The 20430-nt window shown below is 65.4% G+C and carries 21 protein-coding genes; 11 read left to right on the top strand and 10 right to left on the bottom strand.

Features of this window, described 5'->3' with window-relative positions:
* The first annotated feature begins 49 nt into the window (after window positions 1-49).
* The 5 genes from lspA (at window position 50) to QGV54_RS19035 (ending at window position 2994) form a co-directional block, all read left to right on the top strand.
* Window positions 50-610, top strand: coding sequence for a signal peptidase II (lspA, locus tag QGV54_RS19055; protein ID WP_281019068.1), 561 nt, complete (start codon window positions 50-52; stop codon window positions 608-610).
* Window positions 594-1103, top strand: a complete 510-nt coding sequence (locus QGV54_RS19050) for a DUF3035 domain-containing protein (protein ID WP_281019069.1) — start codon at window positions 594-596, stop codon at window positions 1101-1103. The genes lspA and QGV54_RS19050 overlap by 17 nt, the downstream gene beginning before the upstream one ends.
* Window positions 1104-1164: 61 nt before the next feature.
* Window positions 1165-1644 (top strand): TerB family tellurite resistance protein, encoded by a 480-nt coding sequence (locus QGV54_RS19045; protein WP_281019070.1) that lies wholly within the window; start codon window positions 1165-1167, stop codon window positions 1642-1644.
* Between the two features lie 67 nt (window positions 1645-1711).
* Window positions 1712-2050 carry a ferredoxin FdxA gene (fdxA, locus tag QGV54_RS19040; protein ID WP_281019071.1) on the top strand — a complete coding sequence of 113 codons (339 nt, stop codon included), beginning with the start codon at window positions 1712-1714 and terminating at the stop codon, window positions 2048-2050.
* A 512-nt stretch (window positions 2051-2562) separates the two neighbouring features.
* A complete protein-coding gene (locus QGV54_RS19035; RefSeq protein ID WP_348637670.1) occupies window positions 2563-2994 on the top strand; it encodes a CarD family transcriptional regulator in 432 nt (143 codons plus the stop codon).
* A 93-nt stretch (window positions 2995-3087) separates the two neighbouring features.
* Here the strand turns inward: QGV54_RS19035 and QGV54_RS19030 are convergent, their stop codons facing one another.
* The gene (locus QGV54_RS19030) at window positions 3088-4416 is read right to left on the bottom strand and encodes an MATE family efflux transporter (RefSeq protein ID WP_281020010.1); all 1329 of its coding nucleotides are present in this window, start codon (window positions 4414-4416) and stop codon (window positions 3088-3090) included.
* On the opposite strand from QGV54_RS19030, the gene QGV54_RS19025 reads away from it, so the two are divergent.
* Together QGV54_RS19025 and QGV54_RS19020 are read left to right on the top strand one after the other, a co-directional pair.
* Window positions 4388-4567 carry a hypothetical protein gene (locus tag QGV54_RS19025; RefSeq protein ID WP_281020009.1) on the top strand — a complete coding sequence of 60 codons (180 nt, stop codon included), beginning with the start codon at window positions 4388-4390 and terminating at the stop codon, window positions 4565-4567. The two genes, QGV54_RS19030 and QGV54_RS19025, sit on opposite strands and share 29 nt — an antisense overlap.
* Window positions 4568-4706: 139 nt before the next feature.
* Complete coding sequence (locus QGV54_RS19020) at window positions 4707-5171, top strand: helix-turn-helix domain-containing protein (RefSeq protein ID WP_281019074.1); 465 nt, start codon at window positions 4707-4709, stop codon at window positions 5169-5171.
* 38 nt (window positions 5172-5209) lie between these two features.
* Here QGV54_RS19020 and QGV54_RS19015 read toward each other — a convergent pair whose 3' ends face one another.
* Complete coding sequence (locus QGV54_RS19015; protein ID WP_281019075.1) at window positions 5210-6679, bottom strand: amidase; 1470 nt, start codon at window positions 6677-6679, stop codon at window positions 5210-5212.
* Window positions 6676-8226 (bottom strand): malonyl-CoA synthase, encoded by a 1551-nt coding sequence (locus QGV54_RS19010; protein WP_281019076.1) that lies wholly within the window; start codon window positions 8224-8226, stop codon window positions 6676-6678. The genes QGV54_RS19015 and QGV54_RS19010 overlap by 4 nt, the downstream gene beginning before the upstream one ends.
* A 164-nt stretch (window positions 8227-8390) precedes the next feature.
* Here QGV54_RS19010 and QGV54_RS19005 point away from each other — a divergent pair, with 164 nt between their 5' ends.
* Together QGV54_RS19005 and QGV54_RS19000 are read left to right on the top strand one after the other, a co-directional pair.
* The gene (locus tag QGV54_RS19005) at window positions 8391-9503 is read left to right on the top strand and encodes a hypothetical protein (protein WP_281019077.1); all 1113 of its coding nucleotides are present in this window, start codon (window positions 8391-8393) and stop codon (window positions 9501-9503) included.
* Window positions 9504-9609: 106 nt separating this feature from the next.
* Window positions 9610-10455, top strand: coding sequence for an SDR family NAD(P)-dependent oxidoreductase (locus tag QGV54_RS19000; RefSeq protein ID WP_281019078.1), 846 nt, complete (start codon window positions 9610-9612; stop codon window positions 10453-10455).
* Between the two features lie 44 nt (window positions 10456-10499).
* Here the strand turns inward: QGV54_RS19000 and QGV54_RS18995 are convergent, their stop codons facing one another.
* The 5 genes from QGV54_RS18995 to dctP form a co-directional block, all read right to left on the bottom strand.
* Window positions 10500-11264 (bottom strand): SDR family NAD(P)-dependent oxidoreductase, encoded by a 765-nt coding sequence (locus tag QGV54_RS18995; protein ID WP_281019079.1) that lies wholly within the window; start codon window positions 11262-11264, stop codon window positions 10500-10502.
* A gap of 113 nt (window positions 11265-11377) precedes the next feature.
* On the bottom strand, window positions 11378-12610 hold the full coding sequence (locus QGV54_RS18990; protein WP_281019080.1) for an acetyl-CoA C-acetyltransferase: 1233 nt from the start codon (window positions 12608-12610) through the stop codon (window positions 11378-11380).
* Window positions 12611-12749: 139 nt separating this feature from the next.
* Window positions 12750-14060 (bottom strand): TRAP transporter large permease subunit, encoded by a 1311-nt coding sequence (locus QGV54_RS18985; protein WP_281019081.1) that lies wholly within the window; start codon window positions 14058-14060, stop codon window positions 12750-12752.
* 2 nt (window positions 14061-14062) lie between these two features.
* A complete protein-coding gene (locus tag QGV54_RS18980) occupies window positions 14063-14590 on the bottom strand; it encodes a TRAP transporter small permease (RefSeq protein WP_281019082.1) in 528 nt (175 codons plus the stop codon).
* Between the two features lie 55 nt (window positions 14591-14645).
* Complete coding sequence (dctP, locus tag QGV54_RS18975; RefSeq protein ID WP_281019083.1) at window positions 14646-15620, bottom strand: TRAP transporter substrate-binding protein DctP; 975 nt, start codon at window positions 15618-15620, stop codon at window positions 14646-14648.
* A gap of 258 nt (window positions 15621-15878) precedes the next feature.
* Between dctP and QGV54_RS18970 the strand changes: the two genes are divergently transcribed.
* A complete protein-coding gene (locus QGV54_RS18970) occupies window positions 15879-17129 on the top strand; it encodes an amidase (protein WP_281019084.1) in 1251 nt (416 codons plus the stop codon).
* An 8-nt stretch (window positions 17130-17137) separates the two neighbouring features.
* Here QGV54_RS18970 and QGV54_RS18965 read toward each other — a convergent pair whose 3' ends face one another.
* Window positions 17138-17785 (bottom strand): TetR family transcriptional regulator, encoded by a 648-nt coding sequence (locus QGV54_RS18965; protein ID WP_281019085.1) that lies wholly within the window; start codon window positions 17783-17785, stop codon window positions 17138-17140.
* 196 nt (window positions 17786-17981) lie between these two features.
* Between QGV54_RS18965 and QGV54_RS18960 the strand changes: the two genes are divergently transcribed.
* On the top strand, window positions 17982-19094 hold the full coding sequence (locus QGV54_RS18960; protein WP_281019086.1) for a nitronate monooxygenase family protein: 1113 nt from the start codon (window positions 17982-17984) through the stop codon (window positions 19092-19094).
* 57 nt (window positions 19095-19151) lie between these two features.
* Here the strand turns inward: QGV54_RS18960 and QGV54_RS18955 are convergent, their stop codons facing one another.
* Window positions 19152-20315, bottom strand: a complete 1164-nt coding sequence (locus QGV54_RS18955) for a phytanoyl-CoA dioxygenase family protein (RefSeq protein WP_281019087.1) — start codon at window positions 20313-20315, stop codon at window positions 19152-19154.
* Between the last annotated feature and the right edge of the window lie 115 nt (window positions 20316-20430).

Here is a 20430-nt window from a genome sequence, read left to right as displayed (position 1 = left end):
TCAATCACAGACCGCATGATGGACTCTGCCGCCACGAAGGAGAAGGGGCTTGACCGGACGCCTTGCCGGGGCCAACTGTCAGCAGCAGCTTGCCCTGTCTTCTGGATCCGCAATGATCGCTCGCGCGCTGGTATTCTCGGCCATTCTGATCGTTCTCGATCAGGCCACGAAGGCGTGGCTGATCGACGTCATGGCCGCACGGAACTTTGCCACGCTGACCCTGACCCCGTTCTTCAATCTGGTGATGGTCTGGAACCCGGGGGTCAGCTTCGGCCTGTTCGGGGGCGACCCGACGGAAACACGCTGGATCCTCGCAGGTGTGAACGTGGTGGTTTCCGTCTTCCTGTTCTTCTGGATGCGCCGGGCAGAAGGACCCTGGCAGCGCCTGGCGCTCGCAGCCGTGATCGGCGGGGCCATCGGAAATGCCATCGATCGGGTCAATTACGGACAGGTCGCGGACTTCTTCGACTTTCATGTCGCGGGCTGGCACTGGCCCGCTTTCAACGTGGCGGATATCGCAATTTCGTGCGGAGTGACTATCCTGCTGCTGGATTCCTTGTTCGGACGCCGTCTTGGCGCTAGAAACGGCAGCCATGAAAAGCAGTCTTGAGAATCGCCTGACCCGTTTGCTGCCCGTGCTGGCCCTGGTGCTGGTTGTCGGCGGCTGTGACACGGTGAAGGACACGCTGGGTCTGAGCAAGTCGTCACCGGACGAAAGCCGGGTGACCGTGTTCTCCCCCCTTGTTGTGCCGCCTGACTTCAACCTGCGCCCGCCGGGACCTGGCGGGGTGCAGCAGACCGCCGCGCCGCGCACGGGCAAGCGCGTCACGTCCGTCGCCATCGGGCAGGATGGCCGCATCGTCACATCGGTCACAGGGACCGGGCCGGAAGGCGCGACCAGCGGCGAACTGGCGCTGCTGCGGTCTGCCGGGGCCATGTCCCCGCCGGAGGGCATCCGCGATCTCGCCGCCGCGCAGGAGCAGAGCCTGGCGAAGGTCAACACCCTGCTGACCGATCTGGTGCTGTTCAACAAGCGCGACGCGGACCAGCGCCCGCTCGACCCGCGCGAACTCTCGAAGATCGACACGCTTGGCCTTTTCTGAACAGGCAATATGTCGTCCGTGCACATGACTGGCTGAACACAGGACTCAGGAACATTTCCGAATGGCCTCAACGAACCGCGTGACACGATGGCTCGAAAGCCTGCGTGGAGGAAGCGATGCCGATGCGGCCAGCACCGCGCCCGACGACCTGCAGCTTGCGGCGGCGATCCTGCTGATCGAGGCCGCGCACCTGGACGGTGAGTTCGATGCGCAGGAGCAAAGGACGGTGCGCCGCGTGCTGGCGGAGAAATTCAAGCTGACGGCCGACGAAACCACGTCGCTGATCGAAGTGGCCGAGAAGCGCCAGCAGAATGCCGTCGAGATCAGCACCTTCACCCGCGCCATCAAGGAAGGCTATCCATCCGAACGCCGCGTGGAGGTGATCGAGATGCTTTGGGAGGTCGTGCTTGCGGACGGCGAATTGCACGCCTATGAAGCCAACCTGTTGCGCCGCATCGGAGGCCTCATCTATGTTTCCGACAGGGAAAATGGTGAGGCGCGGCAGCGCGTCGCCGGACGGCTTCAGGGCGGTTCGGATTGAGTGATACCTGAGAGCCGGTGAAAGGGTCACCGGTGCATCAGGGGAAAACCAAGGGGAGTGAAGGCAGATGCCTTATGTCGTCGCGGAGAACTGCATCAAGTGCAAGTTCCAGGATTGTGTGGAAGTCTGTCCGGTGGATTGCTTCTACGAGGGCGAGAACATGCTGGTGATCCACCCCGACGAATGCATCGATTGCGGCGTCTGCGAGCCCGAGTGCCCGATCGAGGCCATCCTGCCCGATACCGATCCGGAAGCCGACAAGTGGCTGGAACTGAACCGGGAATATTCGGAGAAGTGGCCGAACATCACCCGCAAGGGCGAAAGCCCTGCTGATGCGGACGACTGGCGCGAGACGCCGGACAAGTTCGAGAAGCATTTCAGCGCCAACCCCGGCGCCGGCGACTGACACCTGCTACGAACGTCCCCTGCCGACGCGGGGGCGGACACGATCTCCCGGCCATGTGAACGCGCATGGCCGGTCATGCGGATTTGTGTTCACTGAATGCGAGTCCGCACTGTGAGATCTGTCATTTTTGTGTTATATAACTTCTCGGTCAGGGAGCTGCGGGCGCGCATCTGTGTGACCTGATACCCGGCGGGCGGCTGATGGCGGCCCGTTTTTTCGTGTCGGCACCAGTTTTGGACCGCGCGCCCGGCGGAAGACCTGGCCTTGCATGTTCCGCTTGTCTCGAAGGAACCGCCATTTCCGGGGGTTCAGGCAGGGTCTTGCCGTTTCGGGATACCGGAACAGGAACCGCTTCGAACCGTCAGGGTGTCCGAAGCGGCAGAAAGAGAAGGACTGATATGACTGAAGCAAGTTCTACCGAGGTCCGGGCCAAGGCTGCGCCGCGCAAGAAGAAGGCGAAGCTGGAATTTCAGGCCAATGACTATGTTGTCTATCCCTCCCACGGCGTCGGCATGATCACGGCTGTCGAGGATCAGGAAATTTCCGGTTTCAAGCTGCAGCTCTTTGTCATCGATTTCCCGCACGAGAAGATGACCCTGCGTGTTCCCGTGACCAAGGCGACGGCCACCGGCATGCGCGCCCTCGCCTCCACCAAGCTGATGAAGCAGGCGATGGATACGCTGAAGGGACGCGCGCGCGTCAAGCGCACCATGTGGTCGCGCCGCGCGCAGGAATACGAGGCGAAGATCAACTCGGGCGATCCGGTCTCCATCGCGGAGGTCGTGCGCGACCTGCACCGCAACGAGGACCAGCCGGACCAGTCCTATTCGGAGCGCCAGATCTACGAGGCCGCCAAGGAACGGCTGACGCGGGAACTGGCCGCCGTGGAAAAGATCGCCCACGAGAACGCCGAAGAGAAACTGAACCGCTTCCTCGCCACCTGACGCTCAGGCTGACAGCGATGTGACGGACAGGGCCGGGGCAGATATGCCCCGGCCTTTTCTTTGCGCGGATCAATGCGAGCGCCGATACCGACCTCAACGCCAGCGGGTCAGGCGTACCGACAGGGCGGTGAGGATGCCGTAGACCAGCATGCCGGCCGCGACACCGCTGAACACGCCCGCCACGCCCATCCCCATTGACCGGGTCAGGAACAGGGCCGTACCGAGCGCGGTGACGATGCGGAAGATGCTGGCGATCATGGGCCAGACCATGCGGCTTGCCCCCTGGCTGGCGAAGAACAGCGCCAGGCCCAGGGCGTAGAAGAAGTAGAACGGCGCGACGGTCCGGAAATAGCTGCGCCCCGCCTCCAGCGCCGCCGTGTCCGATGCATCCAGGAAGATGCGCAGCCAGAGATCGGGCTGGAGCGAGAGCACCGCGCCGATGCTGCCGACGATCACTGCCGCCGCGAAGGAACCGGTCCAGGCCACCCGCAGGGCACGGGGCCTGTTGCCTGCCCCGATATTGGCCCCGACCATGGCCGTCATGGCCGCGCCGATCCCGAAGACAACCGGGATCATCAGGAACTCGAGGCGCGCGCCCAGACCGTATCCGGCCAGCGCCGCCTGCCCGTGCAGACCGGCCAGGCCGACCATCAGCACGGTCGTGAGCACGGTCTGGATGGTGCTGAGGGAGGCAATCAGGCCGACGCTGAGAATGTCGCGGTACAGGTCCCGGCGCAGGCCCTGCAGCCGCCCCTTGATCAGGAATCCGACCCGTCCGGAGCCGACGAAGGTGAGCGCGACTATCGCACCGATGCCATAGGCCAGCACATGCCCGGCCGCCAGACCCTGCATCCCCAGCGCCGGGAACGGTCCCCAGCCGAGCGCCAGTGTCCCGGCGATGGGGATGGAGCCGAGGGAAGTCAGGAAGAGCACCATCGACGGGATGCCCATGTTGCCGGACCCGCGAATGACGCTGAGGGAGGAATGGCACAGCCAGATGGTGATGCAGCCGGGGAAGAAGACACCGGCATAGGCCAGCGCCGCGTCGACCGTTTCGGGGCCTCCCCCCAGCAGCTCGAAGACATCCCGGCCGAACAGGCCCATCAGGACCGCCGAGAGGACGGCAATCGACACGGCAATGCTCCAGGCAGCCCAGGTCAGGCTGCCCGCCCGTTCCGGGTCGTTGTTCCCCAGTGCCCGCGCGATGGCCCCCGAGATGGCCCCGCCCATGGCCCCGGCGGAGAGCATCTGGGTCAGCATGACCAATGGGAAGACCAGCGCCAGTCCGGCCAGCGCGGTGATTCCCAGCACTCCGGCAAAGAACCCCTCCGCGATGCTGACCGCCGCCATGACGAACATGGCGACCACATTCGGTGCCGCGAGCCGCAGCAGGGTGCGACCGATCGGGGCGGTCAGCAGCATCTGCGTCCGCGCCGTGCGGGCCATTGCCGATGCCGACGGTGCCGATGCCGACGGTGCCGATGCCGACGGTGCCGATGCCGACGGTGCCGATGCCGACGGTGCCGGTGTGGCGGCGATGGTACTGGTTTCGGTCGTCATACGCAGATCCTAGGGTCAGGGGCCGCGCGTCGCAGGTCGTGGGGCACGGATCCAGTCAGTTCCTTTTTGGAATGCATATACTGCGTTCCCTTTTGGAACCTGTCAATCTGTGCTATTCATCCAACTGCACCCTGGCGGAAAGCGAGTGACCCATGCGCTGGAATGACCTGAGAGAAGAAGCCTGCCCTGTCGCGCGGGGCCTCTCGGTCGTGGGGGACCGCTGGACCATGCTGATCCTGCGCGACTGCTTCCAGGGCATCCGGCGCTTCGAACAGATGCAGGAACGTCTGGGCATCACCCGCCATGTCCTGTCGGACCGGCTGAAGAAGCTGGAAAGCGCGGGTGTACTGCGTCGGGTGCCCTATCAGCAGCGCCCGCCCCGCCACGAGTACCGGCTGACGGAGACTGGCACGGCGCTCTATCCGGTGCTCGCCACGCTGATCGACTGGGCCAACACACACGTTCCGGCCCCGACCGGTACCGCAGTCACGCTTGTGGACCGGGAGACGGGCGTGCCTGTGTCGCCGAAGCTGCTGGACACCAATACGGGCCGGGAGATCACCCACCGCTCCGTCGGCGCACGGATGCAGGCACCGGCGGACGACACCGGAGCCTGAGGCCCGTCCGGGCCGTCGCGAAGCGGACGCCTCTCGCCCTAGACCGCCCCTTGCGGACGCATCGACAGCCAGTCGGTCGCTTCCTCGTAGCGCGCGGCCATCCGCAGCAGCTGCTGCTCACCGCGCGGGCGGCCGATGAGCTGGAAGCCCGTGGGGCGACCGGTGGCGTCGAACCCGGCGGGCAGATTGATCGCCGGGCAGCCGCTCAGGGTTCCGGCAATGACGACTTCCATCCAGCGGTGGTAGGTGTCCATGGCCCGCGCCCCGATCCGGTCGGGCCAGGAAATCTCGGCATCGAACGGGAATACCTGCGCGGTGGGCATGGCGATGGCGTCATAGCGGCTGAACAGGTCATCGATGCAGCGGTACCAGTCACTGCGCAGCACACTGGCCCGGTGCACGTCCTGCGCCGACAGCTTCAGTCCCTGCTCGATCTCCCAGACGAGCTCCGGCTTCAGCAGATCACGGGTCGCGGGATCAGCGTGATAGGGGGCATAGGTGCCGGTGACCGCCCAGTTGCGCAGCACAATCCAGGCCTGCCAGAGCTGTTCCGGAGCAAAGTCCGGGACCAGCGGCTCGACCACGGCCCCCAGTGCTGCGAACTGCTCCACTGCCGCAGTGCAGAGGTCGAGGATGCCTGCCTCGCAGGTGTAGTAGCCGTTCCAGTCGCCGATCCAGCCGATTCGCAGACCGGTGACATCACCCTCAAGTCCCGCGGCAAAGGGGGCCTCCGGGTCCGCCAGGCTGAGCGGCGCGGACGGATCGTAGCCCGACTGGATATCCAGCAGGTGCGCCAGGTCACGCACGCTGGTGGCCATGGGACCGTCGGTGGACAGCTGATGCACGAAGGATTCCGGCTTCGGCGCGTTCGGCACCCGACCGAAGGACGGGCGCAGACCCAGCACATTGTTGAAGGCACCGGGGTTGCGCAGCGAGCCCATCATGTCACTGCCGTCGGCGACCGGCTGCATGCCGAGCGCGAGGGAAACGGCGGTGCCGCCGCTGGACCCGCCCGCCGACAGGGCCGGATTCCAGGCATTGCGGGTGATTCCGTGCAATGGATTGTAGGTATGGGAACCGAGCCCGAATTCCGGCGTGTTGGTCTTGCCGATGATGATGGCCCCGGCGGCGCGCATGCGCGATACCATCAGACAATCCTGGTCCGGTACATTGTCGGCGAACAGCGGGGAGCCGAAGGTGGTCGGAATCCCGGCAGTGGCGGCCAGATCCTTCACCGCCAGCGGAAAGCCATGCATCCATCCGCGATGACGGCCCGCGGCCAGGTCGGCATCCGCATCCGCGGCTTCGGCCAGCAGCACATCCTCGTCCCGCATGGAAATGATGGCATTGTGGACCGGGTTGAAACGCCGGATGCGGTCCAGATAGGTCCGCATGACCTCGACGCAGGAGATCTGGCGTGCCGCAATGGCCCGGGACAATGCGGTCGCATCGGTGAAGATCATGTCGTCCGCGGCCGCCTGCGCACTGCCACCACTGATTCCGCTCATTGCTTCCGATCCCCTTCCGTCGCGGCCCCGTCGCTCTTGTAGAGCCCGGCGTGGGTATCGCGTAGTACGTTCTTCTGCACCTTGCCCATGACATTTCGGGGCAAGGCGTCGGTGAACAGCACACGTTTCGGCTGCTTGTAGCGCGCCAGTCCGTCGGAGATCGCCGCAATGACGGCGGCCTCATCCAGCGTTGCCCCTGCTTCAGCAACGACGACAGCCGTCACCGCCTCCCCGAAATCCGGATGCGGCAGGCCGACGACCGCCGATTCGACCACGCCCGGCACCTCGTCGATCAGTTGCTCGATCTCCTTGGGATAGACGTTGTAGCCACCGGAGATCACCAGATCCTTGTCGCGCCCGACGATGTGCAGATAGCCCTCTGCATCGAAGCGCCCGAGATCGCCGGTGATGAAGAAACCATCGTCGGTGAATTCGGACGCGGTCTTCTCCGGCAGGCGCCAGTAACCGCCGAAGACATTCGGCCCCTTCACCTGGATGGCACCGGTCTCGCCCCGTGCCAGGACTGTCCCGTCCTCCCGATCCGCGATCCGCACGTCCACGTCCTGCAGGGGAAAGCCGACTGTCCCTGCCCGGCGGTCGCCGTCATAGGGGTTGGACGTGATCATGCAGGTTTCCGTCATGCCGTAGCGTTCCAGGATGGCGTGACCCGTCGCCGCCCGGAAGGCCAGGTGAACGTCGGCAAGCAATGGTGCCGAGCCGGAGACGAACAGGCGCATGTTCGACACCCTGTCCGCCGTCAGCCGATCCGACTGCACAAGACGGCTGTAGAACGTCGGCACGCCCATCAGCACGGTCGCATCCGGCATCAGATCAAGCACCGTGTCGGCGTCGAACCTGTCCAGGAAGATCATGGTCGCGCCCGCGGTCAGGCACATGTTCGCCGCGACGAAGAGGCCATGGGTATGGAAGATCGGCAGGGCATGGATCAGCCGGTCCTGATCGGTGAAACGCCAGGCCGACAGCAGCGCGTCGCAGTTGGTGGCCAGATTGCCGTGGGACAGCATCGCCCCCTTGGGCCGCCCCGTCGTGCCGGAGGTGTACAGGATTGCCGCAAGGTCATCATGGCTCACCGCCGTTGTCCGGGTCACCGGCGGCAGGGTCGCCGCCAGATCCATCAGGGTGCCGTCCGCCAGTGCCCCCATGCTCTCGACGGCCACCGTCCCCGGCATGTCGGCGCGCAGCTTCGCCAGATCCTTCGGACGACAGACGAACAGGCGCGGTTCCGCATCCCCGACGAAATAGTCGATCTCGCTGGCCGTATACCCGGTATTGAGCGGCAGAAAGACCGCCCCGATCCGCTGGCAGGCCAGGCAGAGCAACAGCGCCTCGACACTCTTGTCGACCTGCACCGCCACCCTGTCGCCCTTGACCACCCCTCGGGCCACCAGCGCCGCCGCCAGGCTGCCGACCCCGGCCATCCCCTCCGCGAAGCTCATGTCGGCCTGTCCCGGGCGCTCCGCCAGCGTCTTGTCCGGCGCGGCCTCCACACGCTGGCAGAAGGCATCGTGAATGGTATGTATCGTCATGGTTCCCTGTCCCCCCGGCCGACGCGCCAGCGCCTCATTTTCCCCTGTACGGCACATGCACCGGTCCCGCTTCTCCATCAGACACCGTACCATGGAGCGTCCGCAGTCTCGCCCGACGGGAAAGATTCGGGTATCATTCTACCGACATGGATCAGGAGGCCAGTATGCGCCGAGGAATGATGTACCGGGGACTGATAGCCGGGGCAATGCTGCTGCTTCTCGGCGGCTGCGAGGCCCTGAAGAACTTCGAGTCGCCAACCATCAGCGATACTTCAGACCAGTGGTTCACCGGAGACCCCCGCGTCCTGACAGCCGAGGTCGATGTGCCTGCGGGTTACCAGACCGTGGCAGTCTATGCGCGCTACACCCGCCACCACTGGCCCGGCGCGGCGGCGGCGCATGAGGTCGTGGCCCAGCCGGTCGCCGGCGGCACGACCTGGCGCGCGACCCCGCCGCTGGCCCAGGCGGCGCTCCGGGCCGATCACCTGTTCTACGAATGGTTCATCGATTACCGCCTGCCGGGCGGCAGCGAGATCGCCACGGTCCGGAGCGGAAGGAAGGATTTCGTCATCGGGTGCAGCGACGCGAACGTCGAAGCCTCCATCACCACCCTCGGCGTGTTCCTGCGCGCGTTCGACGACATCGAGAACGGGTTGGGCATGGCCGGAGCCGGTTTCTTCGCCGTACCCCACGGCAACGCCAGCCTGGCGCAGATCGGCATCACCTTCGCCGGGGCGAGCAGCATCTTCTCCAACGGCGATGTGCAGATCGGGCCACCCGGCCTGCTGTTCGTTGCCCCCCGCGCGCAGCGGGCGGACGAGAGTGACAGTGCCTATCAGGCGCTGGTCGCCGACCCCAATGGCGACACCACCCCCTATCGCGTGATCGGCGGTGCCTGGGGCAAGGTGATGGACAGCGCCAAACGTCGTCCGACCATGGGCTGTATCCCGTCAAGCGAATGGTTCCTGCATGAGGCGGGCTATCACCTGAACAGCGGCGTCATGGCGCTGCGGCCCCCGACCGAGTCCGTCAGGGGCGAGACCGTGGTCGACAGCCTGTCGCCGGACCCCGCCATCGAGGCACCGACCCCGAACAACGTGCTGATGTGGCATCCGCGAATCTGGGACCTGCATGTCTGGCTGCCGGAGAGCGGCAATGGCCCGCCAACCGTCTCCATCTACACCCCGTTCGACGTGCCGGGCGCGCGCGCCTGCCGGGACATGCCTGACCCGGAATGCACCGCCGCCGTCTTCTTCAAGCCGGAGACGTTCGAATAGCCATCCCGACAGGCTGGCGTCGCCGCCGGTAAAGATGGGATGCTGTCGGGGAACGGCAGTCCCCGTCGGGGGGTCCTGCCCGCAACCCGAGGAACAGGGGAACAGCATGGATCGCGGCAGCATCTTCGAACCCGGCAAGGTGGCCGTGGTCACCGGCGCAGCACTCGGGATCGGCAAGGCACTGGCCCTGCGGCTGGCGGGAAAGGGCATGTCCGTCGTGATGGCCGATCTGCCGGGACCTGACCTGGATGCAGCCTTGGCGGAGGTACGGGCAGCGGCAACGGCGGGGCCGGAGACGGTGCTGGGCCATGCCACGGACGTATCGAAGCCGGATCAGATCGAAAGCCTGAAGAAGGCGACGCTGGCGGCCTTCGGTCAGGTGGACCTGCTGGTCAACAATGCGGTGACCCGCACCGGACGGGGCTTCGATGCCGATCCGGAAAGCTGGCGGCAGGCGATGGAGGTCAACCTCTGGGGACCTGTCACGGCGGTACAGGCCTTCCTGCCCGACCTGCTGGCGAACCCTGCGCCGACAGCCATCGTCAACACCGGCTCCAAGCAGGGGATCACCAATCCGCCCGGTCATCCGATCTACAACATGACCAAATCGGCGCTGAAGACCTATACGGAGGCGCTGGAGCATGACCTGCGCAACAGGCCCGACAACCAGGGTGCGGCGCGGCTGAGCGCGCACCTGCTGGTGCCCGGATGGACCACCACCGGCAAGGCCGAGCACAAGCCCGGCGCATGGCTGCCCGACCGTGTGGTCGACATGCTGCTGGATGGTGTGGCGGGCGCGCAGTTCTACATCATCTGCCCTGACGACGAGGTCACGGCGGAGATGGATGCAAGGCGCATCCTCTGGGCCGCGCAGGACATCACGGAGAACCGGCCACCCCTGTCCCGCTGGCACCCGGATTTCGCGGAGGTCGCGCGGAAAGCCTGCTCCTGAGAGCGGCTCTCCGCCACGACTCCTCGATCAAGCCGATGACCCGCTCAGCGCGGCGGCATGCGGATGCCACCGTCCAGGCGGATCGTCTCGCCATTCAGGATCTGGTTCTCCAGCATGTGGATGGCCATGGCGGCGAACTCGTCGGGACGACCCAGGCGCGCCGGATGTGGCACGCTGGCGCCCAGGTTCTGGCGGATCTCCTCCGGCAGGCGGCCCAGCAGCGGCGTGTCGAAGATGCCCGGCGCGATGGTGTTCACGCGGATCAGCTTCGACGCCAGGTCGCGGGCGGCAACAATGGTCATGCCGACCACACCGGCCTTTGACGCGGCATAGGGAATCTGCCCGATCTGCCCCTCGAAGGCGGCAACGGATGCCGTCATCACGCAGGCCCCCCGGTCACCGTCCAGCGGATCGTTCTTCGCCATGCTGGCAGCAGCCAGCCGCAGCACGTTGAACGAACCGATCAGGTTGGTGTTGATCACCCGGGTATAGGCTTCCAGCGATCCCGGCGTGCCGTCGCGATTGACCAGCCGCACCGCGCCACCGTGTCCGGCACAATGCAGGACGGCACGCAGCGGGCCATTGGCCTCCGCCGCGGCCACGGCGGCCTCCATTTCCTCGCCACTGGTGACATCGGCGGCGACGAAGGAGGCCCTGTCGCCCAGTTCCGCCGCGACATCGGCCCCGGCCGACGTAGGCAGATCGACGATGACGACCGATGCGCCCTTCGCGACCAGTGCCCTGGCACAGGCAAGCCCCAGACCCGACGCGCCGCCGGTGACGAGCGCGGAGGTGTTTTCGAGATTCATGATTTCACTCCGATGGATGTGTCGCGGACATCGTTGCCGCGCCTCTTCGAAATTACCGGGATGGCGGTACCGGCTTGCCTGCCGGTACCGCGCGACCCCTGGACAGCGGTTGCCTAGATCCGTTCGATGATCACGGCGGGGGCCATGCCACCCGCGGCGCACATGGTCACCAGACCACGCTGCAGGTCGCGGCGTTCCAGCTCGTCCAGCACCGTGCCGATCAGGATGGAACCGGTGGCGCCGATGGGATGACCCAGCGCGATGGAGCCGCCGTTGACGTTCACCTTCTCCCGGTCCAGGTCCAGATCACGGATGAACTTCTCCGCCACGACGGCAAAGGCCTCGTTGATCTCGATCAGGTCGATGTCGTCCATGGTCATACCGGCGCGCTGCAGTACCTTGCGGGCCGCAGGAACCGGGGCGTTGAGCATCAGCGTCGGGCAGTCGCCCATGTTCGCTGTGGCCACAATCCGCGCCCGTGGCTTCAGACCGTGCGCCTTCGCGTAGTCGGGGGACGCGAGCAGGATTGCCGCCGCGCCATCCACCACGCCCGACGAATTGCCGGCGTGATGCACGAACTTGATGTCCAGGTCCGGGAACTTCTGCAGCACCAGGCTGCGGTAGGTGGTGCCGTCATCATCCACCGGCTGATCCGCCATGGCGGCGAATGCGGGCTTCAGGTTGGCCAGGTCCGCCAGGGTCGTCTGCGGCCGCGGATATTCCTCCCGATCCAGGGCCAGGGTCCCGTCCTCCCGATGGACCGGCACCAGGCTCCTGTCGAAACGGCCTTCCGCGATGGCCTGCGCGGCGCGCTGCTGGCTGTGATAGCCGAGTTCGTCCAGTGCCTCGCGGCTGATGCCTTCCAGCGTCGCGATGGCATCGGCGCAGATGCCCTGATGGGTCTGCGGGTGATGCTCCCGGAGCCGCTTGTTGCCCCGGTCCATCGTCGCCGGTCCGTCACCGCGCCGACCCGGCATCGACATCATCTCCGTGCCGCCCGCGACCACCAGGTCCTCCATGCCGGACATGATGGTGGCTGCGGCCATGTTGACCGTGGTGATGCCGGAGCCGCAGAAACGGTCCAGGGTCACGCCGCTGGACTTCATGCTGTACCCCGCATCCAGCGCCGCCATCCGCCCCAGGTCACCGCTCTGGGTGTTGACCTGGGCGCTGGTGCCCCAGACGATATCGTCCACTTCCTCGGTATTGATCCCGGTGCGCTCGGCCAGCGCCCGCAGCACGGTCGCGCCCAGCTGCTGCGGATGAATTTCCGACAGCGCGCCCTTGCCATACTTGCCGACACCGCGCGGTGTCCGGCAGGCGTCGATGATCCATGCTTCACTCATGCTCTTGCTCCCCGGCAAATGGAATTCCGTCTGGGGCCACATTAGCGCGCGGGTGCAACCGGTACACCACGGGATTGCGCATGGGCGGTGGCCGGGGCGGAGGCAAGGGCAGGTGCTGCCCATCATCCGATGAACCGATCTAGAGCATCTCCGGCAGGAACGTGGCGATGGCGGGTATCCAGTAGACGATCACCATCGCCAGGATGAACAGGCCGACAATCGGAAAGCTTGCCCGGAAGATGTCGCGCAGATCCACGTCCGGCACCACCCCCTTGAAGGCGAACATGGCATAGCCGAACGGGGGCGTGATCCCGCCGATGACCACGTTCAGCAGCATCAGCAGCCAGAACCAGATCGGATCGAACTGCAGGGCCTCGACCACAGGCAGGTAGATCGGGATCACGACCAGCATCAGCGCGACCTGGTCGATGAACATGCAGAACACGAAGACGATGGCCATCATCAGGATCAGGATCAGGGCGGGGGACAGCTGGGAATCGAGCACCATCGACGCCAGTTGGCCTGTCGCGCCGCTGAAGGCCAGCAACTGCGAGAACATGGTCGATGTCGCCATGATGATCAGGATCATGCTGGCGATGCTCGCGGCCTGGCCGAGACTTTCCCAGATCATCCGCAAGGACAGCTTGCGGAAGATCGCCGCCGTGACGAGCGAGCCGACGACACCCGTCGCGGCCGATTCGGACGGGGTCGCGACACCGGTCAGGATGAAGCCCATGACGGATGCGATGATGATCAGGAACGGTGTGCATTTCAGGATCTGGCGCAGGGCGCTTTCCGCCGGCGCGCCGGTGCCGTCATCCCGGCTGGCACTGGGTGCCAGCGACGGGTTGAAGGCGCAGCGAATCAGGGCATAGCCAAGGCAGAGGATGGAGATCATCAGGCCCGGCAGCAGGCCCGCGACCAGCAAGCCGGCCACCGAGACATTGGCCAGCGTCGCGATGATGATGGCGAGCACGCTCGGCGGAATGATCGGTGCCAGGCTGGAACCGGCGAGGATGACCCCGATGGAGAGCTTGGAATCATAGCCCCGCGCCGCCATGACCGGATAGACGGTGCGCCCCATCATTGCCGCCACCGCCATGTTGGACCCGGACAGCGCTCCGAAGATCGTCGCCAGCGACATGGCAAGGACGTACTGCCGCCCCCGCACCCTGCCGATCAGGCTGTCGACCGCATCGAACAGCACGGCGGTCGATCCGGAGCGGAACAGGATTTCCCCCATCAGCACGAACAGCGGGATCGCCGTCAGCGTGGCGGTCGTCGTCGTGTCGAACACCGAGTTGACGATCATGCTGAAGGCGTTCGGCCCGAGGAACGCGATCACACCGCCGACGTTGATGATGAGGAAGGCCAGAAAGATCGGTACGCCGGAGAAGAAGAGGCCGAGCAGGACTGCGCCTGCGATCAGCAATGTGACCCACCATTCCATCTCTATATCTCCGCCGGAGGGACCGAGGACCGGTCGGGGGCCGCGTCCCGGCTGCATGCGAGACGCAGGTATTCCAGCGACGAGAGCCCGAAACCGATGCCGATCCAGACCGAAACCCACCATTTCGGAATCGGGTGGATGGCCAGCATCTGGATCTCGCGAACGATCTGCCGCATCGTTTCACCGCCCGCGAACCAGGCCATCGCGGCGCAGGCGAGAAACCCGAGCAGGTAGATCAGGCGCATCATGGTCTGTCTGTAGCGATCCGGCAGCGCGTCGACCATGACGGTGACAGCGACCTGGCTGCCGCTGGCGGTGACGTGCGGCATCATCGTGAAGACAACGACGCACAGCAGGTAGGAAACCAGGTCGGAAGACCAGGACGTGGGGGCGTTGAACAGGTAACGGCTGACCACTTCCAGGGCGAAGGCAACAACGATGCCCGCCAGGGCCAGCCTGGAAACATTGTAGCCGACGGCGCGCAGGAACCAGAGGCCCCAACGCGCCGCCGACCACAGATGCTGTAGCAATTGCCTCATCGCCGTGCGCAACCCCCTGGCTGCAGAAGATCACACAGGCTGGCCATCACTCCGTCAATCCGGCCTTGAGCGCGATCGCCCGCAGCTCTGACGCCGCGTCGCCGCAGCAGCCGTTGCCAAGTTCCCAGATGCTGGAGATGAAGGCGCTCTGCACCTTCTCCGCCATCGCCGGGCTCAGCTGCTCGACCTTGACGCCCAGTTCGTCGAGCTTCGCATCCTCTTCCTCCTGGATCCGGTTGCCGATCCAGGGCATCTGCAGTTCGGTCAGCTCACCGGCTTCGAGCAGTACGGACTTCTCCTCGTCCGTCAGGCTGTTCCACTTGTCCAGATTGATGAAGACCGGCTGGGTCGCCGCGCCGAAAGTCGGACGGAGACGGTAGTTCGCGACTTCATAGTGCTTCATCGAGACCATGCCGGCGGCGGGCCACCCGGCACCTTCGACGATCCCCTTCTGCAGCGCGGAGTAGATCTGGGATCCGGGCAGGACCACCGGCTCGGCACCCAGGGCGCGGATCACACCATGGTAGGTCGGGGTTCCCCGCACCTTGCGTCCGCTCAGATCACCGGCATCGGACAGCGGCTCCTTGGTGAAGAGGTGATAGCCGTACATGCTGACGGACATCATCGCCACCATCTTCAGACCGTGCTTCTTCTGGTAGAACTCATCAACGTAGCTCCACACACCCGACTCCCGCCGCGCGATGGGATCGACGTCGATGGCATCGACCGTCAGCGCCAGACCGCCTTCACCGGCGTGAAACACCGGGTGGGTATAGAGCGCGTCGAACACCCCGGACGACACCGGCTGCAGCTGTTCGAAGATCGGTACGACTTCCGGGCCACTGATCCTGAAGGTGACCGTGTCACCGCCAATCGCCCCGACATTCTTGATGTACTGTTCCAGCACGGCATATGTCGGCTTCTGCGTCGAGTTGAAGCTCGACAGGATCTTCAGTTCAGCAGCGTTCACCGGCTGCAGCGCGGCAAGACCGGTAACGGCGGCAACGGCCAGCGCGCGCACCCTGTTCGATCCCGCGAGATCCGCACATCTGCCGAGTGACGTCTCCAGTAGATTCCGTGCAACGTGAAGCATTCAACCCTCCTTGCTTGCATCATATGCCCAAATTACGGGCACTCGATTTTCCCTTGGTCATTTTTTGAGCATTATTGCCCAGAAAATGCTTGTGTCGGGCCTTTTAGTAAGTAACTTATTACTTACTCGCGAGAAGCGTGCCAGTTTCCGGCACGGCCACAATTGACCAGAGGCGTTGGATCATCGATGTCAGAAGCACCGGACGGTTTCGATCTGAGCAGGTATCTCGCCGCAGCAGCACGCTGGGAACCTGCGCTGGATGCCTGGGCGCACAGGGAAGCGCCCGCGGACCTGCAGCAGGGCGGTCATGCCGACGGCCCACTCGCGGGCGTGCCTTTCGGTGTCAAGGATGTCATCGACGTCAGGGGACAGCCAACGCGGTTCGGCAGCAATGCCTTTGCCGATGCGGAACCGGCAGTCGCCGACGCGCCCGTCGTCAGGGCCTTGCGCGCCAGCGGTGCCGTGCCGGTCGGCAAGACACGAAGCACGGAATTCGCTTTCATCGACCCGACCACGACCCGAAACCCCTTTGATCCGGAAAGGAGTCCCGGCGGGTCGAGCAGCGGCTCCGGTGCGGTGGTCGGCGCGCGTGTCGTGCCTTTCGCCCTCGGCACGCAGACGGCCGGCTCGCTCTGCCGTCCGGCAACATACTGTGGCGCGCTCTCCTACAAGCCGGGCCTGGGTGTGCTGCCGCAGACCGGTATGGCCCCGCTGTCGCACAGTTTCGATGCCATTGGTGTCATCGCCGCCACCCCCGGCTGGCTTCGCAGGGTGTTCAGCGTGCTTGCCGCGGACTTCGCCATTCCCACGGCCCCCGCGACCGACCGGCCCCTGAGCATCGGATTGCTGAATGTGCCGGAGCAGTCACCCGGCCCCGGGATGCGCCAGGTCATGTCCGACGTCGCGCGCGTGCTCGGCGAACAGGGGCATGGGGTCACGCGGGTGGAATGCCCGGTGTCCTTTCCCGACATGATCGACAGGCACCGGACCGTGATGCTGCACGAGATGGCGCGGAACCTCACGCACGTGGTGCAGGGGAAGGAAGAATTCCTGCAACCCCGTTTCAGGAACGCCCTCGCCGATGGTGCCCTGATCTGCGACAGTGTGCGCGACGAGGCCATGAACTGGATCGCGCAGGCACGGGCGGCATTCTGGCCGACACTGTCCGGCTTCGACGTCCTGCTGTCCTGTCCGGTGCCGGATGCGGCGCCGAGGGGGCTCGCCACCACCGGCGACCAATCCTACCTGACGCCCTGGACCGCACTGGGGGGACCGCTGGTCTCCCTGCCGGCCGGGCTGGATGCCGACGGCATGCCACTGGGAATCCTGCTGTCTGCTGCACCTGGCCAGGACGGATTCCTGGTCAGTGCCGCGCTCAGGATCTCGGCAGCCCTTCCCGCCATGGCTGCACCAACCTGCCTGCCCCTGCGGTCCTGACCGCAGACTCAGGATATGCCGTCACCATCCACGCCCAGCATGCGCAGCACCATCACCTCCACATGCTTGCGCCGTTCGGCGATCCAGTCGGGACTGCTCAGGTCGGTCTGGAACACGGCGGAGAGCGTATGGACGTTGCCCATATGGTGCGCGCTCAACGCCACGATCGAGATATAGAGCTGCAGGGCATCGACATCATGGCGGAACACCTTGCTCTCCCGCCCCCGGGCGATGACATCGGCGATCTGGCGGATCAGCGGAGATGACATTTCACTGATCGTCTTCGACTGGCTGATGAAGCGGCCGCCGACCAGGTTCTCGTTGCGACCGATGTCGATGAACAGCCGGTTGGTGGAGATATGGTCCCAGGTGAACCGCGTCAGCCGCCTGATGGCACTGAGGGGTGGCAGCGATTCGAGATCCAGCCCCTGTTCACGCTGCCGGATGTCGCTGTAGACCCCCTCCAGCACCTCCAGGTACAGGTTCTCCTTGCTCTGGAAGTAGTGGTACAGCATCCGCATGTTGCACCCGGCGGCCTTGACGATCCGCTCGACACGCGCGCCATCGAAGCCGTACTGCGCGAACTCGTTCGCCGCCGCCTCCAGCAACGCACTCCGCGTCTGTTCGGGATTGCGTGCCCGGGTTGCCCTTGCCACCTCTGATGTCTCCCCTGCGATCCTGTGGCCGCGATAATGCGGCGAGACCGGCGGGGCGTCCATGATGCAGCTTCACGCATGTGCCGGCCCCCTGGCGTTTGACCCGGCCGGGCACACGGGCGAATCTGGGTCACGCGCCGCAGACCGGCTGTTCCGGACTTTCGCGCGGACGTTCTGAAACCGGGGAGGGATTCGGATGAACAACAGTCTCTGTGAGATGTTCGGGATCGATGTGCCGATCTTCGCCTTTTCCCACTGCCGCGACGTCGTCGTGGAAGTGTCGAAAGCGGGGGGCATGGGCATTCTGGGTCTGGCGCGCCAGAATCCGGAACGTCTGGAGGCGGAACTCGACTGGATCGACAGCCACATCGACGGGCGCCCCTATGGCGTGGATGTCCTGATGCCCGCCCGCCTCGACGATACGGGTGGCAGCAAGCTCGATCTGGATGACCTGCTGCCGCAGGACCATGTCGAGTTCGTTCGCGACATGCTCGACAAGGCCGGGGTGCCAAGACTGCCCGAGGCCGACGAGATGGCCATCAAGCGGGAGATCCTCCAGGGCATCAATTTCACACCGCGGGAGGGACTGGAGCTTCTGGAGGTCGCCATGCGGCATCCGATCAAGGTGATCGTCAATGCCCTCGGTTCACCCCCGCCTGAGCTGGTGGCGCAGGCGAAGTCCAGGGGCATCAGGCTTGGCGCACTGGCAGGCAAGCCGCGTCATGCGCTGAAGCACAAGGACGCCGGGTGCGATTTCGTCGTCGCCGTGGGCAACGAAGCGGGCGGCCACACCGGCGACGTGACCTCCATGATCCTCTGGCCGAGCATCGTCGATGCCGTGGCGCCGCTGCCCGTGCTTGGCGCCGGGGGCGTGGGCCGGGGACGCCAGGTTGCCGCCGCGCTGGCGCTGGGCTGTGAAGGTGTCTGGACAGGCTCTGTCTGGCTCAAGACCGTACAGAGCGAGGTCACGCCCGAGATCAAGCAGAAGATGTTCGATGCGGAAGCAAGCGATTCCGTCTGGACACGGACTGTCACCGGTAAGCCCTGCCGGACCCTGAACAATGCCTTCACCCGCGCCTATGACGCGGATTCGGCACCGCCCCCCCTGCCCGCGCCGCTGCAGAACTATCTCTGGTGGCAGGAAGGCCGCACCCGTGTGGAGCGGGTCCGTGCGCACGACTTCCTGACCTACCCGGTGGGCCAGCTTGTCGGCGACATGCAGGAGGAGACGACCGTGAAACAGGTGGTCTACGAGATGATCGACGAACTGCTGGACGCCCGCGACCGCATGAACCGGATGCTGGGCTGACCGGACGAAGGGATGCCGCGGAGCGCGGCCGGTGCCGAAACCGAACAGCAGACCTTTCTAGATGTACATGTCGCGCAGATTGTAGTCCCGGACGACGGTCCTGCGGGCCTCCTCGCTCCAGCGGTTCCGGTCTTCCTGACCGATGCCGGGGCGATAGACGTAGGACGTCTCATCCGGAAAGCGCTGCCGTCGCGCATCGATGCCGACGGAGATCATGCGGCTGCGCTCCCTGACGCGTTCCTCGTCGAAGGTGACTTCCTCGCCGGACAAGAGCTCCGTTGTCACCCCCAGCACCCGCGCGCGGGCGAAGAAGCCGGCATTCACCGTCACCCGCCTGTCCGGTGACGAGTTCGCGAAGGACCCGTGCACGAGCTGGCGGTTGGTCATGATGACATCGCCGCTGTCACAGACCAGCGGCACGGCCCCGTCGATCCGCTCGGAGCCGCTTTCCGCAACCAGCCCCGCGATGTCGACCCGGCCCAGCCTGTGGCTGCCGGGCAGCACCCACACGCCATTGCCCGGCGTGCTGGGGTAGAGCTGCGCCATGAAGTTGAAGCCATGCGCATCCATGTCCCAGTCCGGCGCATCCCAGTGGGTGGTGCCATCCTGATGCCAGGCCACGGACGGACCCAGGCCCGGTTCCTTGATGAAGACGACCTCGTTGTAGGGCACGAAGTCCGCGCCCAGCACCGCCTCGCAGGCGGCGAGCAGTCCCGGATGGCCATAGAGGCGCAGGCAGGAATCCATCAGCTGCAGGTTGCCGTGCAGCAGCTCGATGGTCCATTCGGGGGCACCGTCTGCGGGGGTCGGTTCCGCCACCTTCACCGGATGTCGCCCCTTGTTGCGGCTGGTGCCGCCAAGGGGGTCGCTGAGCGGACGGGCGAAACGATAGGGCGAGCGGGCGAAGTCCTGGCCGAGCGCGGGATTGCCGTCCCTGTCCTGGTCACTGTCCGGCGCCACCGGCGCCCGGGCCAGCGTCCGCTCCATGTCGCCACGCAGATCCGCAAGCTCCTCCGGCCCGATGGCATCCTGGAAGACATAGAAGCCATGCTCCCGGTAAGCCGCCAGGATGTCCGGATGCAGCCCGCCCGAACTGTCCAGCCTGATCGGCCCGCGATTTCCCAGCGCCAGCGCCCGGCGTTCCCCTGCCGTGATATAGGCCGCCATACCCGACGCATGTTCCTCGGCCGTCAGCGGGGCAGCGGTATCGGGCGCATTCATGGTCACATCACCTTGTCCGGTTCACGGGCTCCTCGGCCCCGACCAAGGCTACCGCAAGGGCGCGGGCCGCGCATCATGCGAAGAGCAGAGGGCGGACTGATCAGGACGAAAGGAG

The sequence above is a fragment of the Minwuia sp. IMCC3060 genome (assembly GCF_029909435.1).
GTDB lineage: Bacteria > Pseudomonadota > Alphaproteobacteria > Minwuiales > Minwuiaceae > Minwuia.
The sequence above is the reverse complement of the archived record's forward strand: the minus strand, read 5'-3'. Positions and strand labels throughout refer to the sequence as shown.